This is a genomic window from Nostocoides sp. F2B08 (assembly GCF_009184895.1).
Lineage (GTDB): Bacteria > Actinomycetota > Actinomycetes > Actinomycetales > Dermatophilaceae > F2B08.
Genome location: NZ_WESE01000002.1, coordinates 787,952 through 813,901, shown reverse-complemented (window position 1 = coordinate 813,901; position 25,950 = coordinate 787,952). Strand labels below are relative to the sequence as shown.

The window sequence follows — 25,950 nt, the reverse complement described above, 5'->3', positions numbered from 1 at the left end:
ACGCTCGGTAAACACCGGGGCCTCCCACATCTGTCGGATAGGCCGAGCAGGCGGCCCCTGCTCGGTAACCCACGAGCATCTGTGCGCGGGGCCCCGGCCCGCAACCAGCCCACCAGGCCGGTCACCTCATAGCGTCTAGCACGAGCGCGGGAGTCCTTTCCCGGGCGGTGTGTCGAGATCTTCATGGAGCTTCGTGGTCTGGACCGGGCGATGGTCCTTGCCTCGCAGGCGTTCACCGCGCTGATCCCGCTGATGATCCTCGTCGGGGCCGTCCTTCCGGCGGGTGACTCGTCCGTCTCCGACGCCGTGATCCGGCGGTTCGGCCTCGAGGGGCAGGCGGCGGTCGCGGTCGCGGCCGTCTTCGCTCGTCCGGAGACCGGCTCCGTCGGCCTGTTCAGCCTGCTGCTGCTGATCGTCTCGGGGGTCTCGCTCACCCGGCGCATGCAGCTGATGTACGTGCAGGCCTGGCGACTCCCACCTCTGCGGGGCGTGCGCGGGTCCTTCAACGCCGCGATGGGGCTGACCGTCCTGCTCGTGGAGCTCGCGCTGCTCTACCTGGTCCGCACCCTGGTTCGCGACGTCCCGTTCGACTGGGCGATCCAGGTCCCCCTGTCGGCTCTGGCCGGGGTGGCGCTGTGGACGACGATCCCCTGGTTGCTCATGGACCGCAGGCTCCGCTGGCGCCGGCTGCTCCCCGGCGGTGTCCTGATGGCGGTGATGGCCGGCATCTACGGTGTCGTGACGACGATCTACATGCCGCCGTTGATGACGTCCTACAGCCTGCGGTTCGGCCTTTTCGGCGTGACCATCGCGCTCGTCGGGTGGCTGCTCGCCGTGTGCCTGATCCTCGTGTCGGCGACCATCGTCGCGGCCGAGCTCGACCGGTCGCCGGAGCCCTGGGCGGCGCGGCTTCGCGAGCTGGCGGAGGGGCGCTCGGGTCGTGTCACCATAGAGGGGTAGCGCAGGACCCGAGGAGCCCGATGCCGCGGAGCGACAGCCCCACCGCCGAGCGCCTCACCGTGCCCGTCGGCGGGATGACGTGCGCGTCCTGCGAGCGGCGCGTCGGCAAGGCGCTGCGGAGGCTCCCCGGGGTCGAGACCGTGGACGTGTCCGCGACCCGTGGCTCGGCCACCCTGCGAGGCGCGGACCTGCCTGCACGTGACGAGATCGACGCGGCCATCCGGTCGGCCGGGTACGAGCCGGCCGCTGCACCCTGGTTGACCCGTGACCGCTCGGTCTGGCGGACCGTCCTCGTCGCCGCGGCGATGGTGGCCGGCCTCGCGGCGGTCGTGTCGCTCGTCGGCCTCCCCGACGTCATGACGGGTGTGTCCGACCCGTCGACCGGCGGCCTGGTCGTCGTTCTGCTCCTCGGCCTGGCGGCCGGGGTCTCCACGTGCATGGCGCTCATCGGCGGACTGGTCCTCGGATTCTCGGCGGCCCACGCGGCGTCACTCGGTGACCAGAGGCGCAGCTCTCAGCCGATCCTGACCCGAATGGGACCACAGCTCGCGTTCAACGCCGGCCGGGTCGTCGGCTTCGCCGTCCTGGGCGCCCTCCTCGGTGGCCTCGGCTCGTCGATGAGCCTGCCGATCCGGGTCACGGCCGTGCTCGTGCTCGTCGTGGCGCTGGTGATGTTCCTTCTCGGCGTCCGGCTCACCGGCGTCTCACCGCGGGTGGCCGCCTGGTCCCCGCGACTGCCCGCTGCCCTCGGCCGCGCCCTCGGCATCGACTCCGCGACCGAGCGGTCCTACAGCCACTGGCGGACGGCGCTCGTCGGAGCCGCCACGTTCTTCCTGCCCTGCGGCTTCACCCAGGCCGTGCAGATCTATGCCCTGTCGACCGCGTCGCCCGTCACCGGCGGAGCGGTCATGGCGGTGTTCGCGCTGGGAACGGCACCGGGTCTGCTCGCGCTGGGAGCGGTCCCCGAGCTGACCTCAGGTCGACGTCAGGTCCGGGTGCTGCAGGTTGTCGGCGTCGTGGTCCTCGCATTCGCACTGCTCAACGTCTCGAGCGGTCTGCAGCTGCTCGGCGTGCGGGGCTCGGCGACCACCGCATACGGGCAGACGATCTCGGACAACGTCACCGTCGAGGGCGGCGTGCAGACCGTGCGGATGACCCAGGTGCGCGACGGCTACGAACCTGCCGACACGGTGCTCTACGCAGGGATGCCGACGACCTGGCTCATCGACGCGAAGTCCCAGCTCGACTGCAGTGCCTTCCTGCGGGTGCCCTCCCTCGGCGTCTCGGTCGACCTCACGCAGGGCCCGAACACCATCGAGCTCCCGGCGCTCGAGCCCGGGGTCGTGCCGTTCACCTGCGTGATGGGGATGTACTCCGGCAACCTCGTCGCGATCGAGCCGCCGGAGGCCGGCGCGGGCTGACCTTGTGCGGGTTGCCGCCGCACCGGCCGCGGCCGACGACGAGAGATGGTTGTGCGCACGTTCCGAGCTCGGGAACGTGCCAGGAACCATCTCTCGTCAGGGTAGGGGGAAAGCAGGAGAGGCAGGCGACCCGCGAGACGACGGCGAGCTCACAGCGTCGGCGGCCAGGGCGGTGGTGGGATGGTCAGGCCGGGCGGCGGCTCGCCGTAGGTCTCCTCGTACCAGGTCGCGTAGCCGGCGACGGCGGTCGGCAGGGTCGGGAAGATCCGGTCCGGGCCGAGCCGCTCGAGGAAACCGGCCGCCCGCAGGGGTGAGCGCAGGTCCTGCTTCACCCGGGCGAGCGCCAGCTCGACGCCCTCGTCGGCGAGGGTCAGCCGCAGCGTCTCGAGGGTGTCGACCGCGGTGACGTCGACCTCGACGTTGGACTCGACGTTGAGCAACAGCCAGTGCACCGGCCCCTCCTCCTGGGCCTGACGGACGGCGTCGAGGGCCTTGGTGAGGAAGTTGGCGGAGTTCGCGAAGAAGAGCGGGGCGTCGTAGCGGTAGACGACCAGACCGGGCACCTGCACCGCTTGGGGATAGTCGTCGACATCGTGCATGCCGGCCACCCCGGGGACATAGCCGAGGATCCCGTCGTGCGGGTTGACGATGCGGCGAAGCAGGTCGAGCACCGACAGCGCGATGGCGACTCCGATCCCCTCGAGGACGCCGAGCGCGAAGACCGCCACGGTCGTCGTCACGGCGAGGACGAGCTCACTGCCGCGGAACGCCGCGAACCGCCGGAGCTCGGCGATGTCGATCAGCCTAAGGGCCGCATAGACCACGACACCTCCGAGCGCCGCCTCCGGGAAGGTGGCGATCACCGGGCCGAGCCAGACCAGAGTGGCGAGGACGAGAGCGGCCGAGACGAGTGAGTGCAGCTGGGTGCGTGCTCCGACCGTGTCGGCGATGACCGTCCTGCTGCCGCTCGAGCTGACCGGGAACCCCTGGAACAGGCCGGAGAGCACGTTCGCCCCACCGAGGGCGAGGAACTCCTGGTTGCTGTCGATCCGCTCGCGCTGCTTGATCGCGAACGCCCGGGCGGTCACGACGTTGTCCGAGTATGCGACGACGGCTACTCCCAGAGCGGCGGGCAGGAGGGCCCACAGGTCGACGGACGTGACCTGGGGGACCTGCAGCGCCGGCAGGCCCTCCGGGATCTCGCCGACGACACGGATCCCGGCGTCGGCCAGTCCGAACAGCTGGACCACGGCGGCGGCGCCGAGCATGACGATAAGCGGACCGGGCCAGCGGGGCGCGTACCTGTGGAAGACGAGCAGCGCCGCGAGAGTGACCATCGCGAGGACGAACGTCGGCAGATCGACGTCGGAGAGGTGGGTCAGGGCGAACCACAGCTCGCCCAGGCTGCTGCCCGACGTCTCGATCCCGAGGATCTTGTCGAGCTGGCTCACGATCATGAGCACCGCGATACCGGCCATGTAGCCGACGAGCACCGGCTTCGACAGCAGCTCGGCGACGAACCCGAGGCGCAGCACCCACCCGAGGACGCAGAGCAGCCCGACGGCGATGGCGAGCAGGGCAGCGATGTCCGTCGGGCCCACGGCTCCGGCACCCGCAGCGACCAGCGCCGCGACGCCTGCCGCAGTCATGAGTGCGGTCGTCGACTCCGGACCGACCGAGAGCTGGCGGCTCGAGCCGAGCAGCGCATACACGACGAGGGCGGGGACGACCGCCCAGAGGCCGGTGACGGTCGGGAGTCCGGCGACCTCCGCATACGCGAGGACCTGTGGGACGAGGTAGGCGGTGACGGTCAGCCCGGCCAGGACGTCGCCGCGCAACCAGCCGCGCTCATAGGCGCGCAGGACCGCGACCCCCGGTGCGAGGCGGGCCCACAACGGGGCCTCCCCAGTGCGGGTGCCATTCCTCCGGGCCGCCATCGGCTCTCCTGCTCCGTGCCCCTGCGTGCGAGGTGTGCTCCCCAACGGCGCGGCACTGGCCGGAGTCTAGTCAGCCGCAGGTGTTCTCGACGGGCTCTCCCTGCAATCGCGCCTGGGTCCATTCCACGAGCTCCGGGATCGCAGGCGAGTCCGGCTCGACGAGGGGCACGTGGTCCCGTCCCTCGTAGACCCGGAAGTCGACCTGCTGGCCGGCCGCGCACCGCTCCTCGACGAAGGCCTCCTGCGCCGGCAGCACGACGAGCTGGTCGTCGGCGCCCTGCCCGATGAGCAGCGGCGCCTCGATCGGCCCGGCGGGGGTGTTCTCCTCGAGGCGCTGCGCGAGCGCCCCACGGTTCGGGTCGCCGTTCCAGATCGTGCGGTCGAGGGCGAAGATCGTGCCCACCGAGATGAGGGTGCGGCGGTCGGCGAGGCACCGCCCGGCCATCTCCTCCACGATCGGCTGCGCCCCGGGCCGGACGTACTCCTCATAGCTGACGTCGTCGTAGATCGCGGCGTAGGAGTCGATGACGAACGCCGCGAAGAGCTCGCCGGCGGTGACGTTGCCGAGGTTGTCGATGAGAGCGGGCAGGTTGCTCGCCGGCGCGAGGGCGGCGACGCCCTCGATCGCCAGCTCCGGCGCGTACGTGGGCGCCAACATGCCGGTCCACAGTGCGGCGTGACCGCCCTGGGAGTGTCCCCACACGACGGTCTGCTCGCCGAGCTCGACGTCGTCGAGCTCGCGGGCGGCGCGGATCGCGTCGAGCACCGAGCGGCCCTCGCCCTGCCCGATGAGATACGGGTGGGGCCCTTCCGTGCCGAGCCCCACGTAGTCGGTGGCCACGAAGGCCCAGCCGTTCTCCATCACCGCGTCGATGTTGAAGAACGCTCCGGACTCGAAGGGTTCGGTCACCGTCGGCGCACAGCCGGGGACGGCACCGGTCGTGCCGTGCGCCCAGGCGATCACGGGTATGCGGTCGCCGGCCTGGTCGGTCGGCACGACGACGAGACCGCTCGCCACCGCGGGCTGCCCTTCGTCGCGCGTCGTCGTGTAGAGGATCCGCCAGGCGCTGGCACCCTCGGGAATCTCGCGGGTGTAGGGCTCGGCCTTGAGGAGCCGGCCCGGCTCGGCGGGGACATCGGCGGGCGCGGCATAGAACTCGTCGGGCTCCGGTGCGCCCCGGCGGATGACGAAGGACGTGGCCACCAGGGCGACGGCAAGGAGCACCGCGAGCGCGTTGCCGGCGAGGCGGAGCCAGGCTCGCCGACCCGAGGTCCGAGGGGTGTCGCGCCCCTCGTCGTCGCGTCCTCGGGCCCGAGCGACCGAGCGGCCGAGCAGGCGGCCGCCGAGGAGGATGAGGCGGATCCCGAAGAAGACGCCGATGAGGATGACGCTGACATCCGGCCACAGCAGGGCGAGCGCACCGAAGGCCACCGAGGCGACACCGCCGAGGGCGGCGTTCCACCGTTCCACCCCGCGGCTGGCGCGCGCCTCGAGGAGGTCGAGGATTCCGCCGACGATGAGCGAGACGCCGACCGCGATGATGACGACGCGCACCCCAAGGCCGGTGAAGGCGACGACGGCGATCGCGCCGAGGATGTAGGCGGCACCGCGCAGCAGCCGGAACCTGCGCCGACGAGGATCCTCCTCGGCCCGCTCGGCTGCGGGGGCGAGCAGCTCCGCCACGCCGGCGACGAGGAGCCCGACGACGATGAGGAGGAGCAGCGCGGCGAGGGAGGCCATCGGCCGCAGCGTCAGCCAGCCGCCGATGGCGATCAGGGCCAGAGCGAGGAGCGCACCGAGCCACCACGGAAGTCGGTTCATGCGGTTCCGTCCGTCCACCACGGGGCGGGCGCCCGTGTTCTTCGACCGACTGTAGAACCTTTGCACCGGTCCTCGGTGGGTTGACGCGACCGTCTCTCCCCGTCCGCCTTCCGCGAGGGACGGACCCGCGTTGGCCATAGACGTCGATAGCCACCGCCGAGCCGTCCGTGGCGCTCCTTACGCTCTCCCCGCAGTCCTCGGCCCAGGCCGTCAGCGCGCGTGTCCCGCTGCTCACAAACGGCCGCCCACGGAGACCGTGCGGCGTAGCGTCGGCAAGTGGGCAGGGGTGTGTGTTTCGTGGGGCCGAAGGAGGCCGACATGAACGCCATCGATCTGGTCTCGATCGTCGCCGGTGTCATCCTGGCAGTGGTGATCGTCATCCTCGGCCGCCGAGCCCGCCCGACCGAGCCGGACCGGTCGGCCATGCCCGGCATCCTCGGCTGGGCCCCTCTTGGGCTCGGGCTCCTCACGCTGGCGCTCGCGTTCGCCGTCACTGCGGGCGTGAGCTTCTCGGCCGTCATCGCCCTGGGAGTCGCGACGATCATCGTCGCCATCGCCGCCCTGCGCGACCACGACCGCCGCTGGGCCACCTGGGTCGGGCTCGTCGCCGGTCTTGTCCCCACCCTGTTCTGGGGACTGTTCGCCCTCGGCTACGGCATCATCGCGCTCACCGGGTGCCCGGACGAGCTGCGGGAAAGCGCCGAGGACATCGCGCCTCCGCCCGGAGTGGAGGTGCGCTGGGAAGGGACCGAGAACGAGTCCTGTCGCGCCGAGATCCCGACCGACCTGAGCGAGGAGGAGGTCCTCACCCACTACGAAGGACAGTTCGAGGCCGACGGCTGGGAACCGGCCACGAGTCAGAACGGGCCACAGTGGGTGGCCGCGACCCAGGGCGACACGGTCTACGAGGTGGGCTGGGTGCAGCCGCCCGGTGAGCAAGCCGCGATCATGCTTCTGCTCAGCGACCGGACGTCGGACGAGTGACGCGGGGCGCTGCCAGGCTGTGCCCGTGAGCCCACGGACAGTCGTCGCACGCGCGGACAGAGATCGGGGAAGATCGCTGCTGCCAGGACGACAGCGACCTTCCCCGGTGTGTCGGTCCCGACGTCGCCGTACCTACGTCAGGGGTGCATCCGCACGGTGCTGCTGAACGCGCCACCAGTCCATCGCCATCACAGCGACCGCCGCGGGGACCGCGGGCAGGATCAGGAACATGCCGAGTTCGGCCGTCTCACCGCCGACGAACATGGCGGCGACGACGGCGACCAGACCCAGGACAACGGCCCCGAGCCGGAGGCCGTGACGTCGAGGGTGCCCCCTCGCCCCGGCCAGGTCACGGACGGCCGCGACGACAGGCATGGCGAGGAACGCCACGACCGCGATCGCCACGAGGATGACCATGCCCCACGGGCCTTCGTCCTCCTCCGGAAGTCCCGGGATGAGCCTTCCGAGGAAGGCGAGAGCGATGAAGGCGACCCCGAACAGGGCGCCGCCGACCATCGCGCCGAGGACATACGCGACGAGGTCCCGCCACCCGAGGTGACGCCCGTAGACCAGCCACGCGAGCAGCGGACCGCCGATAACGGCGAGCGGCATGCCCAGGGCGCCGATCGCCTCGAGCCAGACCGGTGGAGTCCACGTCCCCAGCTCTCCGCCGGAGAGCAAGTAGGCGATGCCCTCTTGCACGAGCATCGCGCCCAGGAAGATCATCGCCGCGTAGAGAAAGGCATCCGCAGCGAGGTTGTGACGCTCACGGCTCGCGACCGCGGGCCGGTGCAGTGTCTCGGTCATGGTGCACCTCCGCGCAACCGTCGACCCAGACGGCTGCTACCTTCATCCTCCTCGTGCTGGGACCTGTCGGAGGCGCGCTGTGACCGACGAGACCACCCCCCCTCAGCTGAGCAGACCGCCGAGCATGCCGCCGCTCTGGTTGCCCTGCTGTCCACCGCCCTGGACGGACTCGCTCGGCTGAACCAGCACATACCCCTGTCCGCCGAAGGCCATCTGCAGCATCTCGCCCGTGCCGCCGCGCAGCATCGTGCCGATGCCGCCCGTGTCGATCCGGATGTCCATGCTCACTCCGGCGGTCCACAGCACCACGGCCTGGGCATCGGCGAACGTCGGGGAGGAGGCGACGTCGAGCGCGATCGGCTCACCCTTGGTCGTCACCGCGACGTAGCCGGTGCCCCGGAGCGAGACGTTGTAGAGCCCGCCGGTCATCGCCGCCCCGCGGGCCTGGATGCGGTGGATGTCCCATTGGATGGAGTTGCTGAACGCGAGCACGTTGCGACCGTTGACCGAGATCGCGTCGTTCTCGAGGTAGATGATCTGGATCTCGGCTGCCTCGTCGGCGAGGAACAGCTCACCGGATCCCGAGCACACCATCACCGAAACGCCCTCGCCGGTGACCGCGGACTTGAACATCCGGCTCATCCCGACGCTCTTCTTCGCGAAGCGCACGTCACCCTGGTAGGCCACCATCGAGCCGAGTCGAGCCGTCACCTCGCCGTAGCGCATGTCGATGCGGAGGAGCTTCTTGTTCTGCAACGCGAAGGGATCCTGCGTCGCCTTCTCCTTGAAGTCCGTCAAGAGCGATCCGTGGATCGGCATGGTTCCTGTCACTCCCGTCCTGCCCGGCTCTATCGGCCGGGACCGACCCTCAGTATCCACGGCCGGACCGGGCCGGACTAGGGTGAAACGCCAACGGCGCCCGTTCGGCGCCGGCGCGGTCGAGGCGCACGGGAGGCGCGATGAGTTTCTTCGAGAAGGCCAAGCAGGCGGCGACCGAGATGGCCGCCAAGGCCGACCAGGCGATGGCCAACGCCGGGATCGCCGGCGGACCGGCGGGGGGTCCGGCGGGCGGTAGCCGCGAGGCCGACGCCGCGCTGCGCGACTTCGGGCTCATCATGTGGCGCGAGGCGCAAGGGCGGCCGGTCGACCCGGGCGAGCGCGAGCGGGTCGTCGGCGTGCTGCGCGGCCTCGAGTCCGCCGGAGTGCTCACGCATCTGCGCACTGGAGCCACCGCGGGCGGCGGCAGCTCCCTGTTCGGCGGACCCACCCCGACCGCCCCGCCGCCGCCTCCCGGAGCGGCGGCAGCGCAGGCCGGCTCCTCGGACGTGGCGGCCTCGCCTCCGCCGCCACCTCCTCCGCCACCCCCGCCCGCCGAGCCCGCCGAGCCGGCCCCGTCAAGCGAGTCGCACGGCGGCACCGCGCCGCCACCCCCACCGCCGTCCTGGGCGTGACCGCATAGCGTCCGCGCCGGGCCGGCGCCGGGTGACCGCGCTCACCTGGCGAGACCTCCGGATCGGCGGGATGATCGAGTCATGGCACACCGGCGTCGTCACGGGGTGGGGGTTCTCGCGGTGGTGCTCGCCGTCGCCCTGACCGGGTGTGTCGGTGAGGGTTCGGGAGACGGCCCGACCGGCGGTGAGGACACGATCGACCCCACGCGCACGGTCGAGTCGACCTCCGTGGACCCCGACGTGCCCGTGGCGGAGGGCTCCGGATGCGACGTCGGCGACGGCGACCTGGCGGACGGTCGATGGTTCGGCACCGTGGCGACCCTGACCGCTGACTCGATCGAGCTCGACATCGCCTGCTGGTTCATCGGCGAGGACGCGGTCATCGCGGCCGAGGAGGACGGCGCCGAGTCGCCACCGCCGAACGACTACTACGTCCGCAACGAGAACCCCGACACGACGACCGTCGACATCGCTCCCGACGCGGTCGCCGTGTTCTACCCCACGGGAAGCCCCGACGGCGAGACCGGGACGGTCGCCGACCTCGTGTCCGCGAGTGAGGACCGCGGCGGTTACCCCTACGGCGTGTGGATCGAGGTCAGCGACGGCGTCGTCGTCAGCGTCGACGAGCAGTGGGTTCCCTGACGCCTCGCCGGGTCAGGCCACCTGTCCTCTGCGCTGAATTCCCAAGCAAGGCAAGGCTCACCACAACCTGTCTCGTCGCTCACAAACGTGTGTCACGGCGTGCGCTTCATACCCTTGGGGGTATAGCGTCGAAGCATGGCAAAGCTCCTGATCCTGGGGGCGGGCACTGCAGGCACAATGACTGCCAACCTCCTCCGCAAAGCCCTCGATGCCTCGTGGTCGATCACCGTCGTCGACCAGGACACCGAGCACCACTACCAGCCCGGCTACCTCTTCATCCCCTTCTGGATGGAGCCCGAGCGCGTCGTCAAGGACTGCCGCGAGTTCCTCCCCGACGGGGTCGAGTTCGTCGAGGCCGCGATCGAACGCGTCGACCCGCGTGCACAGCAGGTGCACCTGGCGGACGACCGGACCCTCGCATACGACTGGCTCGTGATCGCCACCGGCACCCGCCCCGACCCGACCCTCGTCGAGGGCATGGCCGAGGCGCTCGCCGAGCACACCACGGTGCACCAGTTCTTCACGCTCGAGGGGGCGACGGCCCTCAAGGCCGCGCTCGCGTCCTTCGACTCCGGCCGGCTCCTCGTGCACGTGAGCGAGATGCCGATCAAGTGCCCCGTCGCACCGCTGGAGTTCGCGTTCCTCGTCGAGGACCACTACCGCAAGCGCAGGCTGCGCCACAAGGTCGACATCACCTACGTGACCCCGCTCGACGGCGCCTTCACCAAGCCGGTCGCGAGCAAGGAGCTCGGCGGCCTGCTCAAGGACCGCAGCATCCGGCTCGCCGCGGACTTCGCCGTGGAGAAGGTGGACGCCCAGCGCAAGGTGCTCGTCGCATACGACGGACGTGAGCTGCCCTTCGACCTCCTCGTGACGATCCCCCCGAACGTCGGCCAGCAGTACGTTGTCGACTCGGGCCTGGGCAACGACGCGGGTTTCATCCCCGTCGACAAGCACACCCTGCGGTCGGTCGAGCACGAGCGGATCTTCGTCCTCGGCGACGCGAGCGACATCCCGACCTCCAAGGCCGGCTCGGTCGCCCACTTCGCCGCCGAGCAGTTCGTCGGCAACTTCCTCGCCGCCATCGACGGCCGATCCTTGCCGCACTCCTTCGACGGGCACGCCAACTGCTTCGTCGAGTCCGGCCGCGGCCAGGCCCTGCTGCTCGACTTCAACTACGACACCGAGCCGCTCAAGGGCACCTTCCCCGCCGGTCTCATCGGACCGATGAAGCTCCTCAAGCCGGCCCGCGTCAACCACCTCGGCAAGCTCGCCTTCGAGCAGATCTACTGGAACATGCTGCTCCCCGGACGCAAGCTGCCCGTCCCCAACGAGATGTCCATGGCCGGCAAGCACCTGCCCGACGCCGGCGAGAAAGAGTGACGACCATGCCGACGAACACCATCAACGGGCGCAGCTTCGAGGTCGACGAGGAGGGCTTCTTCGTCAACCGCGACGAGTGGAGCGAGGACCTCGCCAAGGACCTGGCGCCGCTCATCGGCATCGAGCTCGACGAGGAGCACCTCGCGCCGCTGCGCTTCATGCGCGACGACGCGGCCGCCAGCGGCGTCACCCCGACCCTGCGCCGCATGCAGACCGTCGGCGGCTTCGACATCAAGACCCTCTTCGCCCTCTACCCCGGCAAGCCCGCAAAGAAGATGTCCTGGCTCGCCGGCCTCCGCAAGCCCGTCGGCTGCGTCTAGGAGCTTCGACATGAGTGTCACAGAACAGACCATCACCGACCGGCCCGTCACCGACAAGGCCGCCACCACCGGCACGCCGTCCCGGGCCCCGATACCGGAGGGGTTCATCCTCCCGGACTTCGGCGACCGCGCCCGCCCGACCGGTGCTGCGCAGACCGGGACGTCCGAGGAGAGCGGGACCCCCGCATACACCGGCCCGCGCAAGATGGCCTTCATCTGCTCCAAGGGCAACCTCGACATGGCCTACCCGGCGATGATCGTCGGCAACGCGGCCCTCGGCGAGGGCGTCGAGGTGCACATCTTCTTCACCTTCTGGGGCCTGGACATCGTCAACACCAAGCTCAACCACAAGCTGAAGTTCACGATGGCCGGCAACACCGCGATGCACATGAACGACCTCGGCCGGCTCCGGCCCGGCTGGGAGCACCTGTCGCTGCCGCAGGTCATGGGCAACCTGCCCGGCATGACCTCGTTCGCCACGAACATGATGAAGAAGCAGATGGAGGAGCTCGAGATCCCGAACATCCCGGACTTCCTCGACCTCATGGAGGCCTCCGGCGCGCACATGTACGCCTGCAAGCTCTCCTTCGACATGGCCAAGATGATCGAGGCCGACCTCCACCCCGGTGTCGAGGGCGTGATCAGCGCCTCCGACTTCGTCGAGATCGCGGAGGGGGCTCAGATCATCTTCATCTGATGAGCTGGTGAGGTGCCGGCGCCTGGGCACCTCACCGTTCTCCCCCACGGGAGAAGCCGACCCCGGAGTCGGACCGTTGCCCCCGCAGTGCCCGGTCCGCCCGGGGTCGGTCTGTGTCCGGGGGCGTTCTCTGGGTATGCGGTGGTCACCCGGTCCCAGCCGGCGCCGAGGGTCACAGGCTCGGTCGGGAGCAGGTGGTTCCGGCCGCGGGCCGAACGTCGACCTGTGACTCGTTCCACGTGACGAGCACACACGTACGTCGACCGAGAAACCGGGCCGGATACCGCGCCGTCGCCGATCCGGCATCGATCACGAAACCGTCCGAGTAGCTGGAGGGCACACCGCGCCACACACCCTGTCCAGCTCCCCTTGTCGCTCCCATCGCTCGACATCGGTCAGAGTCGTGCCCTCGAAGTGCCGGCTCGCCTCGTCCATGAGAGCGGCCTGCCGCTGTGCCGCACCGACGACCGGCAGGAGGAGGGCGCAGACGGCGGCTACCGCCACTGTGACCCCCCGACACCACCACCGTCGACGGCTCACGACCCGCCCGCCGATCCCCTCGGTGACCCAGCCCGCAAGCACGGCGACCCCCACTCCGGTGGCCGTCCCGGCGACGTTGGCCACGATGTCCGCCACGTCGTAGGCCCCGAGCCCGGTGACGGCCTGGACGAGCTCGATCGCAACGCTGAGAGCACCGAGTGCGCCGAGCACGGTCCAGGGGCGGCGGGTGACCACCGTCCACAGGAGGCCCGCGGGCAGGAACAGGAGGGTGTTCAGCAGCATCTGGGTGCTCCCGAGCGGATCCGCCAGCGCGCGCCACAGATCGTCGGGCGATCCTGTGCTCGGGCCGGTCCAGCCCGGCATCGTCAGGCGAACGCCGGAGGCCACGGCCGGGACCAGAATGGCCACCTCCCGAAACAGCGTGAACACGAGGATGTCCACGACGGAGAAGACGGCGACAAAGGTCAGCCACACCGGAGCATCCAGCCAGTCCTGTCGGACGACCACGGCGGTGAGGACGAGCGCGAAGAGAAGCCCCAGGACCACCGCCTGGATGATCCCCGTGCTCACGAAGAATGCGAGCACGTCGACGATCTCGGTCACGGGCCGGCGCGGCGCTGGCTCGGGGTGATGCCGAAGCGGGCGCGGAAGGCGCGGGAGAAGTGCGCCGAGTCGCGGAAGCCGCTGCCGTGCGCGACGGACGTGATCGTCGCGGTCGGCGGGCCGTCCGGTGCCAGAACCGCCCAGGCATGGTCGAGTCGCCGCTGCTGGAGCAGGTGCCCGAACGTCGTGCCGCGGGATGCGAGGAGCTTGGTGAGGTAGCTGACCGAGATCGACACCCGGCGTGCGACCTCGCCGGTCGTGAGATCGGGGTCGGCGAAGTGGTTGTCGATCTCGTCGAGGACCGCCTGCAGCAGCGCCGTCCGTGGCGAGGGTGCCGACGGCATCGCGGCCTCGCTGACGGCGAGGGAGATGAGCGGGACGATGTGCTCGGTGATGCCCGCGGTCTCGCGAGGTGACGGGTTGACGCGTTGTGACCGGAGAGCGCGGAGGACGCCGAGGACCATGGCACCCGACGCGGTGGTCCCGTCGACGGTCACCGCGGTGCACAGCTCGGGCGCCGCGAGGTGGGTGTCGAGCATGTCCTTGGGGATCATCAGGCAGATGTCGTCGAAGGTGCAGCCGAAGTCGAGGGTGAACGGGCGGTCGCCGTCGACGAGGAGGAACTGCCCGGGGAGCGCCGTCGCGACCCTGCCGTCCTGCACGGCACTGCCGCATCCGCGCAGGACGAGGTTGAGGAAGTACTGCCCGGACGGACGAGCCCGAATGAGGTCGGCGGGACGGTGGACGGTCTGGGCCTCGGAGGTGAGCCACGACAGAGCGAGGTCTCCCAGCCGACGGGCCTGGATCGCACTTCGGAATCCGTCGCCCTCGACGTCATCGGCGCGGCTGAGCGTGACGGGGGTGAACGCGTCGGCCACCATGTGCCGCCACAGGTCGAACTGCACAGGGGCCGGGTGTCCGGTGGTCGCCAACTGCACCTCGGCGAGCGCGAGCATGAGAAGAAGTGTGCACCCTCGACGACGAGTGCGCCACTGTATTCGCACGTCACAGCAGTACGCCGGAGTGTGCGCCCTCGGACAAACAGCAGTGCGCTGACGGACAAGACAGGACCGTTCGATCCCGACAGGATCATCACTCGACCCGCCCGTTCCGAGCGGGGGACCGGAACACCACAGGGAGGACACCATGTCCCTACGGAATCGAATGCGGCGGCCGCTTGTCGTCGGCGCCGCGGCGTTGACGGCGATTGGGCTCGGCGCTGCGCCGGCGATGGCGCACCAGTGTGTCAACGCGAGCAAGAAGAACCAGGCCGCAGGCGTTCAGATCGTCATGGATGCGACCTTCACGCCGATCTGGATCTCCAACGGACTCCAGCAGCGCATCGACAAGGGGGTGGTAGACCTTGCGACAGGGGAGGGCTTCCACGGCCTGTTGGGAATCGACTTGGATGGCGACGGGGCAGTGGACGTCGCGACGTACATGGTCGGACGCGACGGCGAGATCCCGCAGAAGGCTCAGTGGAACGGCCCGACGTGCAAGGGCATCGTCAACTTCGAGACCTTCATGACGGAGTGTCAGACGGCACCGGTCTGACCGGTCCGACCCACAGAGACGGGGAGGCCCGAGCGCCATGGGGCGGTCGCTCGGGTCTCCCGCATGACCGGAACGAGGGCCGGAACATATACCCCATGGGGTATCATGAAGCTGTGCCGATCCCAGACCAGCGCGAAGCCGTAGACAACGCTTGCGCACTCACGGTGGCGCCGTGGCTCCCGGGCTGGACCTGGCGGCATGGTCTCCTCACCGCCTTGGGCGCGGTGCTCGGGTGGCTGTTCTACTCCGGTCTCGCGGTGAACCTACCCGGCCTCGGATGGACGGTGGTCGTCCTCATCCTGTCGGCGACCGCCGGCCGGGTCGTGGCCAGCTATCTCCCGCGCGAGGGCACGAGGCTCGCCCTCCCGCGCGACGTCTGCGGCTACGCGCCGATCCTCATGCTCCTCGTCGCCGGGTGGTTCCTCACCATCTCGACGGGCTCGCTGTGGAGCGCCCCGCCGGCCGTGCTCATCGCCGGGCTCGCCGTGTTGCGACGGACGGCCGGCTCCTCCACCTGCTCGGTCTGAGCCTCCCGCCGCCGAGCATCCGCCGATCGGGCGACCCTCCTCACTGCACCACCGGCGCCGATCTGATTGGGTGGCGGTATGCCCAAGAAGCCCGGCCGCTCCCGTCGTCGCCCTCCGAACCGGTCGGCGACACGGGGTCAGACCGGGCGCGTCAACCACCCGAGCACGCCCCGGCCGGACGACCATCCGGCCTTGAACGACCCTGCCACCGGTGAGCTGATGCAGGGCCTGCGTCGCTCACTTCGCTCGGGCGACCCGGCGACCTTCCTCGTCGACGCGAGCGCCATCGTCGCTCTCGCCGAGGCGACCGACGCCGACCTCCCGGAGGACTGGGTCGGGCTCATGGAGGCCTTCGCCGAGATCGACATCGCGGAGACGACGGCCCTCCTGCACGTGGCCTCGGCCTTCGCCGGCGACGACCTCCACCGCCGCCGTCTCCAGCGCATACTGGCGATGCGGCGCCAGCCGATGCCCGGCTACGTGACCGGGCTGGGTGAGGCGGAGGTGACCACCGCATACTTCATGGGCGACGAGCTCGGCGACGGCGACAACATCATCCTCGGCATCGACTTCCCGGACGGCACGGCGATGACCGCCATCGCCTACATCGACCACAACATGGGGACGATCGTCAAGGACGGCTTCTTCATCGGCGAGCACATCGAGGTCGTCCGCGAGCGCTATATCGAGCTCATCCGCGAGCAGGGGGACAGCACGAGCGAGCTGCCGCCGATGGGCCTGGGCGAGGCGCGCGACCGGATCGAGGAGGCGCTCGAGAACCTCGACCGGCTGCACCCCGACTGGGAGCAGGACGGCTGGCCGCTCGCCCGGCCGCTGCTCGAGCTGCTCGTCGCGACGATGCCCGAGCCCGACGAGCGGACCACCTCGCCCCTGCTCGACGCCTCCGACTGCGAGCGGGCCTTCTGGGCCTCCCCCGAGGGAGCCGAGCTCGAGCGTGAGTCGGCCATCATGGACGCGGTCGGGGAGCTGCTCGAGTTCGCCGAGGAGCACTGGCGCGACCCGCTGCGCTGGAGTCCCGTGGCCGTCGAGGTATGCGTCCGCGAGCTCGCCTTCGACGTCACCGTGAGCGACGGTGCGGTCGAGGAGTTCCCCCGGGTACTGCCCCGGATCGTCCGCTTCGCTCATCGCACTCGGGGCATCTCGCCGGGGCGGACCGCGGAGACGCTGGCGGCGGTCGAGGAATGGCTCCCGGTGCTCCAGGCCAGCCGCGCGACCGGCATCACCGCGGCACTACGCCAGTCCAACGAGCTGTACGACGCCGCGATGGCCGGCGATCTCGGGCCCCTCATGCGGCACCGGTTGGTCGGGACGCTCGGCAGCGACGAGGCCGTCGTGGCACTCGACGACGTGCCGCACCCGGACGAGGAGCTCGATTTGTCCCCAGTGCCCGAGGACCTGCACGAGCGGGTCAGCGCGATCTCCGCCCACCTCGACCGGCTGTGCGCGGCCGGCCTGGCGAACCTCGACGTCGAGTTCCGCACCGTGTGCAGGCGATTCCTCGTCGGCATCGCCGCGCGAGCTCCGGAGGTGCTGCGCCGCAGGGCCAAGGACATCAACACGGCATCGGCCATCGCGTGGCTCCTCGCCCGGGAGAACAACCTCATCGGAGGGCCGCCCCAACGGGTCAGGGCCCAGACGATCGCCGAGGTCATCGGAGCGCCGAGCAACTCGGACCGGGCGCAGTCGCTGCGCTCGGCCTTCACCGGTGCCCGGAACAAATACCTGGACAGCCACGCCCTCGGCGCTCCGATCCTCGTGAGCCGGTACCGGCGCGAGCTGATGGAGCAGCGCGAGCAGTACTGGTGAGGCAGGGGTCGAGGCGGCGAGGGCGGCTCGACTAGTCGGTCGCGTCGGCGGCGCGCTCGACCTCGGCCTCCAGGTCCTCGTCGTCGACCCCGCGCAGGCGCAGGGCAAGGGCGTCCAGGCCCAGCACGACGACGAGTCCGAGCACCGCGAGCACCGTTGGCACGAGCCACGTCGAGGCGGTCGGCAGGCCGAGCTCGGTGGTCTGGAAGCCACCGGGCCAGGGCCACAGGATGCGGATCGACCCGACCATCAGCCCGATCATCGCCGCGAGGACGATGTCGTGGTAGTGGTGCAGCAGCCAGCGAAGCGTCGTGGAGGACACCGCGATGCCGGTCAGGCAGCCGAGGGCGAACACGGCGATGACGACGAGGTCGCGGTCAGCGACTGCGGCGAGCACCTGGGCGTAGAGGCCGAGGAGCACCAGGATGAACGAGCCGCTGATGCCCGGGAGGACCATCGCGGTGATGGCCACAGCGCCGCCGAGGAAGAAGCCCCAGAGCGGGGTGGTGACCTCGCCCGAGGTCTCGCTCGCGGGGCTGAGCCCGAGGAGCAGGAAGGTCACGACCGAAGACAGTGCGAGGACCTGCCAGTGCCGTGGCCCCGGCGTCATGAGCTGACGCCAGCAGATGACCACGGCCGCCGCGATCAGTCCGCAGAACAGACCCGCGAGCTGGACGGGATACCGCTCGATCGCCACGGACAGCGTGCTGGCGCCGAGGAAGACGACGGTGAGGATGCCGATCCCGAGCGCCCCGAGCCAGACGAACGGCACCCGCCGCAACGCGGCGCCGGCACGCTTGAGATCGCCCTTCGCGAGGTGGACGAGCACCTCGACCCCGGAGTGGAGGGAGGCGATGAATCGCTCGTAGATCCCGAGCACGAGGGCGACGGTGCCGCCGGAGACCCCCGGCACGAGGTCAGCCGAGCCCATGAGCATGCCGCGCAGGACCTGAGCGAGCGTCCCGCGCACCGTGGGCGGCGGGGGCAAGGCGGAGGAACGGCTCTCGGGCATTCGTCCATGGTATCGGCGCCGACCGGAGGTCCCGGTCGGCGCCGATCCACGGTCAGCGGCCGCGCGTCGCGGTGATCTCGAAGACGGACGTCGTCCCCGACACCTCGTTGGCGACGACGAGCAGCGGCCGGCCGGTCGGGCTGTCGCTCTTCGCGATGAACTCCAGACCCTCGGCGCCGAGATCGCCGGCGGCCTTCCAGTCATCGGTCTCGTCACCGTCGAAGTCGACCGTGAAGTCGCGGTTGTTGACGTAGTCGACGAACGAGGACCGCGTCGGGTCGGTGATGTCGAAGACCATCACGCCACCGATGCGCTCGAGCCCGACGAACGCATAGGTCCGACCCTGGATCGACCCGATCGTCACGCCCTCGGGCTCGACACCCTTGGCGTCGCTGCGGCTCTCGAACGACGGCTGCTCGTCGTGGCCCGCGTTGAAGGCCTCCTCGGGCAGCTCGCCGGCGCTGATCAGGTCGGCGACGGTCTCCTCGAACAGGCCCGCCGAGTCGAACACCTGCTCGCCCGACGCGGTGTGGATCGAGAAGCTTCGGCCGCCCAGCGCATACAGCTCGGAGTAGCAGCCGGCCACCTCGTCCAGACCGAGGTCGGTGAGCACGTCGAGGCGACCGAGGTTCGCGTTCGCCTGGATGTCGGAGGGGAAGACGCCGTCGCAGAGCTCGAGGTCCCCGGCGCGCTCGGTGTCGACGAAGTCGCCCCACTCGCGCGAGTCACCCTCGTTGGCGCTGACGACGAGGTCCTCACCGCGGAAGCGGTAGGTCGCCAGACCGTCCGGCATCCGCACCCCGAACACCGGCCAGTTCCCCAGGGTGATCCCACCGTCGCGGTCGGAGGGGTCGAGCACGCCGTCGGTCGACCAGTCGGTCAGCTCGAGCGCCCACAGGTCGGTCAGGGTCGCGCTGCGGATGTCGACCACGGCGACCGCGTTGGCCTCCTGGATCGACATGTATGCGGTGCGCCCCGTCGCGTCGATCGTCACGTACTCGGGCTCGAGGTTGCGCGCGATGCGGCCGGCCGGCTCCTGTCCGTCCGGGACGGGCACGTCGGGGCCGAAGACGCGGACCCCGTCCGGCAGGGGCATGCCGGAGTCGTAGGCGCGGAAGTCGACGGTCCGGACTGAGTCCTGGGTCAGGCGGGAGAACTGCTGCAGACTGCGCGGCAGGCTGATGACGGAGATGCTGCCCTCGGGGTCGCTGCCGAAGTCGTCGGCGGGCTCGCCCTCGTTGGCGACCACCGCATACCCCCCGTTCGGGGCGAGAGCAACGGCGTCGGGGAGCGAACCGGCCCGGACCCCGCCGAGGTAGCCGAGGCCGTCGGCGGCGAAGAACAGGACCCATCCCCGCTGCACCTTGTCCCCCGCCTCCACCGCCACCGCGAGCAGGCCGTCGGACACGGCGACCGAGTTGACCACGGCGCCGGCGTCCACTGCCGACCCGTCGGCGGCGAGCCGGCCTGCGGCCACGAGGGACTCGCGATAGCTGGGCACGCCGTCGGAGCCGAGGTCGAGCACGTCGACCTGACCGGACTGCGCGTTCACGACGAAGAGGGCGTCCGTGCTCACATCGAATGCCGGGATCTCCGCGGCGGAGGCGTCGAAGACCCCGGTCGCATAGGTCCCGGCGAGGGAGAGCTCGATCGACGGGTTGCTCGGGCTCGCGAGCGCGGACGCACCACCGAGCAGGCTCGACGCGCAGACAGCGGTGGCGGCCGCGCCGGCCAGGCCCAGTCGGCTCTTTCGGCGGGTGGTCGTCCGGCGGGAGGTGGAAGCAGCTGGCATCGTGGGGACTCCTGAGGCAGACGGCGGCCGGACCAGGGTGGGCCGACCGCGCTCACTCTCGTCGGCGCGCCCCCTCCGCCGGGCGACGTCCAGGTGAACACCCGGCGAGCGTCGGGCGACGATCCGGTGCCGTTACCCCCATCCGGCAGGGGGTACCGTTGAGCGATCGGATGCGAGGAGCCTTGGATGACGACGTCGCGGACCAGGTCTGAGCAGGTCAGCACGCCAGCGGCCGACCTCGTGCTCAACGGAAGCCGGGTGCCACTGGATGGCGTGCCCCCGCATACGAGCCTCCTCGACTGGGTGCGTGAACGCGGCCTGACCGGCACCAAGGAGGGCTGCGCGGAGGGGGAGTGCGGCGCGTGCGCCGTCCTCGTCGCGCGGCCGACGCCCGAGGGCAGCGCCGAACCGACCGAGTGGGTCGCGATCAACTCGTGCCTGGTCCCCGTCGCGGCGCTCGACGGGCAGGAGGTCGTCACGGTCGAGGGGCTGGGCTCACCCGAGGACCTGCACCCCGTCCAACGCGAGATGGCCGAGCGCGGCGGCTCCCAATGCGGCTACTGCACACCGGGATTCGTCTGCTCGATGGCGGCGGAGTACTACCGGGCCGACCGCACGCCGCGCGCTGCCTCCGGCGTGGACGGCTCCGGCGTGGACGGCTCCGACTCCGTCGACCACGACTGCGGCCCAAACGGCTTCGACCTCCACGCCCTGTCCGGCAACCTCTGCCGCTGCACCGGTTACCGCCCCATCCGCGACGCGGCCTTCGCCCTCGGGGCGCCCGACGCGCACGACCCGCTCGTGTCCCGGCGCTCGTTCCCGCCGCCGGACGTGCCCCGCACCCGGATCCGCTCGGGTGATGAGGAGTTCGTGCGACCGGCCGACCTGGGCGAGGCCCTCGAGATCCTCACGAGGCATCCCGAGGCGCTCGTCCTCGCCGGCTCGACCGACCTCGGCGTCGCGATCAACCTGCAGGGCCTGCGACCGCCGTTCGTCCTGGCTGTCGACCGGCTCCCCGAGCTGCGCGAGCTGCACGTCGGGGACGGCGACATCCGCATCGGGGCCGCCCTCACGCTCAGCGAGGTCGAGCGCGGGCTGGCCGGACACGTCCCGCTGCTCGACGAGCTGTTCCCGCAGTTCGCCTCGCCCCTCATCCGCAACGCCGCGACCCTCGGCAGCAACCTCGCCACCGCCTCCCCGATCGGCGACGCGGCGCCGGTCCTCCTCGCCCTCGAGGCGTCGCTGGTCCTCACCGGCCCGTCGGGGGACCGGGTCGTGCCGCTGGACGGCTTCTTCACCGGGTACCGCGAGACCGTTCGCGCCGCGGACGAGCTGATCCGCGAGATCCGCATCCCGCTGCCGCTCGCCGGCACGACCGCCTTCCACAAGGTCGCCAAGCGCCGCTTCGACGACATCTCGAGCGTGGCCGTCGGCTTCGCCCTGGACATCGCCGACGGCACCGTGCGCCGGGCCCGGATCGGGGTCGGCGGCATCGCGGCGACCCCGGTGCGCGCCCGCGCGACCGAGGCCGCGCTGGAGGGTATGCGCTGGTCACCCGAGCCGGTCGCCCGCGCCGCCGCGGTGCTCGCGACCGAGGGGACGCCGATCTCCGACATGCGCGCGAGCGACCGCTACCGCCGCGCCATGCTCGAGCAGTCGCTGCTCGCGCTCTTCGCCCGCGAGACCGGCGAGGAGTCGGCGGAGCGGCCCGGATCGGCACAGGAGGCGACGTCATGAGCCACCTGTCCGCGCGCCCGGAGAACCCCGTCGTCGGCGAGGCCCTGCCCCATGAGTCCGCCGTCCTCCACGTCACCGGCCGGGCGCTCTACACCGACGACCTCCACCCGCGGACCAAGGACGTCCTGCACGCTTGGCCCGTCCAGTCCCCCCACGCCCACGCCCGCGTCACCCAGCTCGAGGTGTGCGCCGCATACGAGATCCCCGGCGTGGTGCGGGTGCTCACAGCGGGCGACGTCCCCGGGGTCAACGACTCGGGCACCAAGAACGACGAGCCGCTGTTCCCCGACGAGGTGTGCTTCGTCGGGCAGGCGGTGTGCTGGGTCCTCGGGGAGACCCTCGAGGCGGCCCGGCTCGGCGCCGCCGAGGTCCGGGTCGACTACGAGCCGCTCCGCTCGATCGTCACGATCGCCGACGCCATCAAGGCAGACAGCTACCAGGGCGCCACCCGGACCGTGCGCCGCGGCAACGCGATGAGCGCCCTCGCGCGCGCCGCGCACACGTTCACCGGCGAGATCACCTTCGCGGGGCAGGAGCACTTCTACCTCGAGACCCACGCCAGCCTGGCCACCGTCGGCGACGACGGCCGGGTCTTCGTCCAGAGCAGCACCCAGCACCCGACCGAGACCCAGGAGATCGTCGCGCACGTCCTCGGCGTCGGCGCCCACGAAGTGACCGTGCAGTGCCTGCGAATGGGCGGCGGGTTCGGCGGCAAGGAGGAGCAGCCGCACGGCTTCGCCGCCGTCGCCGCGCTCGGGGCGACGCTCACCGGGCGACCGGTCCGGGTGCGGCTGAACCGGACCCAGGACCTGACGATGACCGGCAAGCGACACGGGTTCCACGCGGCCTGGCGGGTCGGCTTCGACCACGACGGGCATCTCGTCGCGCTGCAGACGACGCTCACCTCGGACGGCGGTTGGAGTCTCGACCTCTCCGAGCCGGTGCTCGCCCGGGCGCTGTGCCACGTCGACAACGCCTACTGGATCCCCGACGTCGAGATCGTCGGCCGGGTGGCCCGCACGCACAAGACCTCGCAGACCGCCTTCCGCGGGTTCGGCGGGCCGCAGGGCATGCTCGTCACCGAGGACATCATCGGTCGCTGCGCGCCGCTGCTCGGGATCGAGCCGCACGAGCTGCGCCGACGCAACTTCTACACCGATGGGCAGACCACGCCCTACGGCCAGGTCGTCCACCAGACCGAGCGGCTCGTGCGGGCCTGGGACCAGGTGACCTCGACGGCCGAGCTGGAGAGGCGTCGCGGCGCGCTCGCCGGGTTCAACGCGGCGCACGAGCACGTCAAGCGCGGCCTGGCGATCACGCCGGTGAAGTTCGGGATCTCGTTCAACTTCACGGCGATGAACCAGGGCGGCGCGCTCGTCCACGTCTACCGCGACGGCACCGTCCTGATCAACCACGGCGGCACGGAGATGGGCCAGGGCCTGCACACGAAGATGCTCCAGGTGGCCGCCACTGCGCTCGGGGTGCCGCTGTCGAGGGTCCGCCTCGCACCGACCCGCACCGACAAGGTGCCGAACACCTCCGCCACCGCCGCCTCGGCCGGCGCCGACCTCAACGGCGGCGCGATCAAGGACGCCTGCGAGCAGATCCTCGCCCGGCTGCGGCCGGTCGCCGCCGAGCGGATGGAGGTGCCCGTCGAGGACGTGCGGTTCGAGGGCGGCGAGGTGCGGGCCGGGGAGCGTTCGATGCCGTGGGCCGAGCTCGTCCACACCGCCTATCTCTCCCGGGTGCAGCTCTTCGCGGCCGGCTACTACCGCACCGAGGGCATCCACTGGGACCCCGAGATCATGCACGGGACGCCGTTCAAGTACTTCGCCTACGGCGTCGCGGCGGCCGAGGTCGAGGTCGACGGGTTCACCGGGGCCTATCGCACCCGCCGGGTCGACATCGTCCACGATGTCGGCGACAGCCTCTCGCCACTGGTCGACATCGGCCAGATCGAGGGCGGGTTCGTCCAGGGCGCAGGCTGGCTCACGCTCGAGGATCTGCGCTGGGACGAGTCCGACGACCCCGAGCGCCGAGGGCGGCTGACCACGCAGAGCGCGAGCACCTACAAGCTGCCGAGCCTGTCCGAGATGCCGGAGGAGCTCAACGTCGCCCTCCTCGAGCGGGCTCACGAGGAGGGCGTCGTCTACGGGTCGAAGGCGGTCGGCGAGCCGCCGCTCATGCTCGCGTTCTCGGTCCGCGAGGCGCTGCGCCAGGCGTGTGCGGCCTTCGGGCCGACCGGCCACAGCGTCGTGCTGGACTCGCCCGCCACACCCGAGGCGGTCTTCTGGGCTCTCGACGAGGCGCGCCGCGCATACCGTCCCGCCGTGCCTGAACCGACCGAGCTGGGCCATCCTGTGCAGGTCACCCAGGTCTGAGAACCGGAGGTCTGAAAGGTATGCGCTGGCTGGCAGCCGTCGAACACCTGCGCTCCCGCGGGGAGCCGGGGGTGCTCGTCACCGTCACCGCCGTGCGTGGTCATGCCCCGCGGGACGCGGGCGCCAAGATGGTGGTCTCGGCGACGACGACGTGGGACTCGATCGGCGGCGGCGCCCTGGAGGCGGTCGCGATCGAGGTCGCCCGCGAGATGATCTCGGGTGAGGTGACGGTCCCGGAGTCGTTCACGTCGACGCTGTCGGACAAGGTCGTGCCCTCGCACGGGGTCCAGTGCTGCGGTGGGGAGGTCACCGTGCTGCTCGAGCCGCTGCCGATCCGGCCTGCGGTCGCGGTGTTCGGGATGGGGCACGTCGGGCACGAGCTCGCGCGGATCCTTGCCCGGCACGACGTCGACCTGCACCTCGTCGACACGCGGGCGGAGCGGTTCGACGACGTGCGGATGGCCCCGCTGCGCGACGCAGACGCACGGATCCACGTGCACTCGGTGCCGCTGCTGCCCGAGCAGGTTCTCGTGACCCTGCCCACCGGGACGCACGTCCTCGTCATGACCCATGACCACGCCGAGGACCACGCGATCGTCGACGCGGCGCTGCGGATGACGGAGCCGCGGCTCGGGATGGTCGGCCTGATCGGGTCGAGCGCCAAGTGGACGCGAATGCGGCAGCGCCTGCTCGCCGACGGCCTGTCGGAGTCGGATGTCGCCCGCGTCGTCACACCGATCGGGCTGCCCGGTGTCGGCGGCAAGGATCCGGCGGTCATCGCGGTGAGTGTCGCCGCCGATCTGCTTCAGCGGATGCACGCCGCGGTCGGCCCGGCTCCGGCAGCCCGCCACGGCGAGGCATAGCCCCGCCCCCGCGGTCGTCCGGCTATGCTCCGAGGCAGCACGGGCCGACAGCGACCCGGGGACGGAGTCGGATCGGTGAGCGAGGCGGAGGCGGCCCCGCGCGAGCGACGGCGGATCGAGTGGCGTGAGCTGACCGCGGTCATCCTCCTCTCGGTGACGGCGATCGTCACGGCCTGGACCGGCTTCCAGTCGAGCAAGTGGGGCGGGGCGATGTCGATCTCGTTCTCACAGGCGTCGACGGCCCGGATCGAGGCGGCGCGGTTGGAGGGAGCCGCCAACCGCAAGGCCGCAGTCCAGGTCTCGCTGTTCACCCAGTGGCTCCAGGCCTACCAGGCGCAGGACGAGACACTGACCACGTTCCTGCAGGACCGGTTCCCTGAGCCGCTGGCGACGACGTTCCCGCTCTGGCTCGAGGAGCGGCCGCTACTCGACCCCGACGCTCCGGCGACCCCTTTCGAGATGCCGACCTACGTCATCCCCGAGTCGGTCGCCGCGGCCGAGGCCGACGACCGCGCCGATGCGAAGTTCGCCGAGGCCTTGGAGAACAATCAGCGCTCCGACAACTACACGGTTCTGACGGTGGCCTTCGCGACCGTGCTCTTCTTCGGTGCACTGTCGGGTCGAATGCATTCCAGGGGGGCTCAGTCGGCCTTCCTCGTTCTCGGCTGGGCGGTCTTCGTCGTCGCCGCCGTGCTGCTCGTGACCTACCCGAAGCTGATCTGAGTCTGG

General features: G+C 70.8%; 23 protein-coding genes. 15 read left to right on the top strand and 8 right to left on the bottom strand.

Annotation, left to right across the window (positions count from 1 at the left end):
• Nucleotides 1-183: 183 nt before the first annotated feature.
• Nucleotides 184-960, top strand: a complete 777-nt coding sequence (locus tag GA707_RS07420; RefSeq protein WP_152177737.1) for a YhjD/YihY/BrkB family envelope integrity protein — start codon at nucleotides 184-186, stop codon at nucleotides 958-960.
• Nucleotides 961-980: 20 nt separating this feature from the next.
• Nucleotides 981-2,381 carry a sulfite exporter TauE/SafE family protein gene (locus GA707_RS07415; protein WP_152177736.1) on the top strand — a complete coding sequence of 467 codons (1,401 nt, stop codon included), beginning with the start codon at nucleotides 981-983 and terminating at the stop codon, nucleotides 2,379-2,381.
• Between the two features lie 149 nt (nucleotides 2,382-2,530).
• On the opposite strand, the gene GA707_RS07410 is transcribed toward GA707_RS07415, so the two are convergent.
• Complete coding sequence (locus tag GA707_RS07410; RefSeq protein ID WP_152177735.1) at nucleotides 2,531-4,318, bottom strand: SulP family inorganic anion transporter; 1,788 nt, start codon at nucleotides 4,316-4,318, stop codon at nucleotides 2,531-2,533.
• 70 nt (nucleotides 4,319-4,388) lie between these two features.
• Nucleotides 4,389-6,140 (bottom strand): lipase family protein, encoded by a 1,752-nt coding sequence (locus tag GA707_RS07405; protein ID WP_152177734.1) that lies wholly within the window; start codon nucleotides 6,138-6,140, stop codon nucleotides 4,389-4,391.
• Nucleotides 6,141-6,458: 318 nt separating this feature from the next.
• Between GA707_RS07405 and GA707_RS07400 the strand changes: the two genes are divergently transcribed.
• Nucleotides 6,459-7,124, top strand: coding sequence for a hypothetical protein (locus tag GA707_RS07400; RefSeq protein WP_152177733.1), 666 nt, complete (start codon nucleotides 6,459-6,461; stop codon nucleotides 7,122-7,124).
• Nucleotides 7,125-7,256: 132 nt separating this feature from the next.
• Here GA707_RS07400 and GA707_RS07395 read toward each other — a convergent pair whose 3' ends face one another.
• Together GA707_RS07395 and GA707_RS07390 are read right to left on the bottom strand one after the other, a co-directional pair.
• Entirely contained in the window at nucleotides 7,257-7,931 is a 675-nt protein-coding gene (locus GA707_RS07395; RefSeq protein ID WP_152177732.1) for a hypothetical protein, read from the bottom strand.
• Between the two features lie 102 nt (nucleotides 7,932-8,033).
• Nucleotides 8,034-8,750, bottom strand: coding sequence for an AIM24 family protein (locus GA707_RS07390; RefSeq protein ID WP_152177731.1), 717 nt, complete (start codon nucleotides 8,748-8,750; stop codon nucleotides 8,034-8,036).
• A gap of 140 nt (nucleotides 8,751-8,890) precedes the next feature.
• Here GA707_RS07390 and GA707_RS07385 point away from each other — a divergent pair, with 140 nt between their 5' ends.
• From GA707_RS07385 to GA707_RS07365, 5 genes are all read left to right on the top strand, one after another.
• Nucleotides 8,891-9,382, top strand: a complete 492-nt coding sequence (locus GA707_RS07385) for a hypothetical protein (protein ID WP_152177730.1) — start codon at nucleotides 8,891-8,893, stop codon at nucleotides 9,380-9,382.
• Between the two features lie 81 nt (nucleotides 9,383-9,463).
• Nucleotides 9,464-10,024, top strand: coding sequence for a hypothetical protein (locus GA707_RS07380; protein WP_152177729.1), 561 nt, complete (start codon nucleotides 9,464-9,466; stop codon nucleotides 10,022-10,024).
• Nucleotides 10,025-10,159: 135 nt separating this feature from the next.
• A complete protein-coding gene (locus GA707_RS07375) occupies nucleotides 10,160-11,407 on the top strand; it encodes an NAD(P)/FAD-dependent oxidoreductase (protein WP_152177728.1) in 1,248 nt (415 codons plus the stop codon).
• A gap of 5 nt (nucleotides 11,408-11,412) precedes the next feature.
• A complete protein-coding gene (locus tag GA707_RS07370; protein ID WP_152177727.1) occupies nucleotides 11,413-11,727 on the top strand; it encodes a TusE/DsrC/DsvC family sulfur relay protein in 315 nt (104 codons plus the stop codon).
• A gap of 10 nt (nucleotides 11,728-11,737) precedes the next feature.
• Nucleotides 11,738-12,424 carry a DsrE/DsrF/DrsH-like family protein gene (locus GA707_RS07365; RefSeq protein ID WP_226963583.1) on the top strand — a complete coding sequence of 229 codons (687 nt, stop codon included), beginning with the start codon at nucleotides 11,738-11,740 and terminating at the stop codon, nucleotides 12,422-12,424.
• Nucleotides 12,425-12,733: 309 nt separating this feature from the next.
• Here the strand turns inward: GA707_RS07365 and GA707_RS07360 are convergent, their stop codons facing one another.
• Complete coding sequence (locus GA707_RS07360; protein WP_152177726.1) at nucleotides 12,734-13,528, bottom strand: VanZ family protein; 795 nt, start codon at nucleotides 13,526-13,528, stop codon at nucleotides 12,734-12,736.
• Nucleotides 13,525-14,484, bottom strand: coding sequence for a helix-turn-helix domain-containing protein (locus GA707_RS07355; protein WP_193315217.1), 960 nt, complete (start codon nucleotides 14,482-14,484; stop codon nucleotides 13,525-13,527). Before GA707_RS07355 ends, GA707_RS07360 begins: the two co-directional genes overlap by 4 nt.
• Nucleotides 14,485-14,674: 190 nt before the next feature.
• On the opposite strand from GA707_RS07355, the gene GA707_RS07350 reads away from it, so the two are divergent.
• The 3 genes from GA707_RS07350 to GA707_RS07340 all read left to right on the top strand — a co-directional run bounded on the left by GA707_RS07350 (nucleotide 14,675) and on the right by GA707_RS07340 (nucleotide 17,436).
• Nucleotides 14,675-15,082: a hypothetical protein gene (locus tag GA707_RS07350; protein ID WP_152177724.1), complete on the top strand. Its 408-nt coding sequence runs from the start codon at nucleotides 14,675-14,677 to the stop codon at nucleotides 15,080-15,082.
• A 113-nt stretch (nucleotides 15,083-15,195) separates the two neighbouring features.
• The gene (locus GA707_RS07345) at nucleotides 15,196-15,609 is read left to right on the top strand and encodes a hypothetical protein (protein ID WP_152177723.1); all 414 of its coding nucleotides are present in this window, start codon (nucleotides 15,196-15,198) and stop codon (nucleotides 15,607-15,609) included.
• 192 nt (nucleotides 15,610-15,801) lie between these two features.
• Complete coding sequence (locus GA707_RS07340) at nucleotides 15,802-17,436, top strand: hypothetical protein (RefSeq protein ID WP_152177722.1); 1,635 nt, start codon at nucleotides 15,802-15,804, stop codon at nucleotides 17,434-17,436.
• A gap of 31 nt (nucleotides 17,437-17,467) precedes the next feature.
• On the opposite strand, the gene GA707_RS07335 is transcribed toward GA707_RS07340, so the two are convergent.
• Together GA707_RS07335 and GA707_RS07330 are read right to left on the bottom strand one after the other, a co-directional pair.
• Nucleotides 17,468-18,448, bottom strand: coding sequence for a DUF368 domain-containing protein (locus GA707_RS07335; protein ID WP_152177721.1), 981 nt, complete (start codon nucleotides 18,446-18,448; stop codon nucleotides 17,468-17,470).
• A 52-nt stretch (nucleotides 18,449-18,500) separates the two neighbouring features.
• Nucleotides 18,501-20,240 carry a choice-of-anchor I family protein gene (locus GA707_RS07330; protein WP_193315216.1) on the bottom strand — a complete coding sequence of 580 codons (1,740 nt, stop codon included), beginning with the start codon at nucleotides 20,238-20,240 and terminating at the stop codon, nucleotides 18,501-18,503.
• Nucleotides 20,241-20,426: 186 nt separating this feature from the next.
• On the opposite strand from GA707_RS07330, the gene GA707_RS07325 reads away from it, so the two are divergent.
• From GA707_RS07325 to GA707_RS07310, 4 genes are all read left to right on the top strand, one after another.
• Nucleotides 20,427-21,977, top strand: a complete 1,551-nt coding sequence (locus GA707_RS07325; RefSeq protein ID WP_152177720.1) for a xanthine dehydrogenase small subunit — start codon at nucleotides 20,427-20,429, stop codon at nucleotides 21,975-21,977.
• Nucleotides 21,974-24,358 carry a xanthine dehydrogenase molybdopterin binding subunit gene (xdhB, locus tag GA707_RS07320; protein WP_152177719.1) on the top strand — a complete coding sequence of 795 codons (2,385 nt, stop codon included), beginning with the start codon at nucleotides 21,974-21,976 and terminating at the stop codon, nucleotides 24,356-24,358. The genes GA707_RS07325 and xdhB overlap by 4 nt, the downstream gene beginning before the upstream one ends.
• A 20-nt stretch (nucleotides 24,359-24,378) precedes the next feature.
• Entirely contained in the window at nucleotides 24,379-25,221 is an 843-nt protein-coding gene (gene xdhC, locus GA707_RS07315; RefSeq protein WP_152177718.1) for a xanthine dehydrogenase accessory protein XdhC, read from the top strand.
• A 75-nt stretch (nucleotides 25,222-25,296) separates the two neighbouring features.
• Nucleotides 25,297-25,944: a hypothetical protein gene (locus tag GA707_RS07310; protein WP_152177717.1), complete on the top strand. Its 648-nt coding sequence runs from the start codon at nucleotides 25,297-25,299 to the stop codon at nucleotides 25,942-25,944.
• Nucleotides 25,945-25,950: the final 6 nt, after the last annotated feature.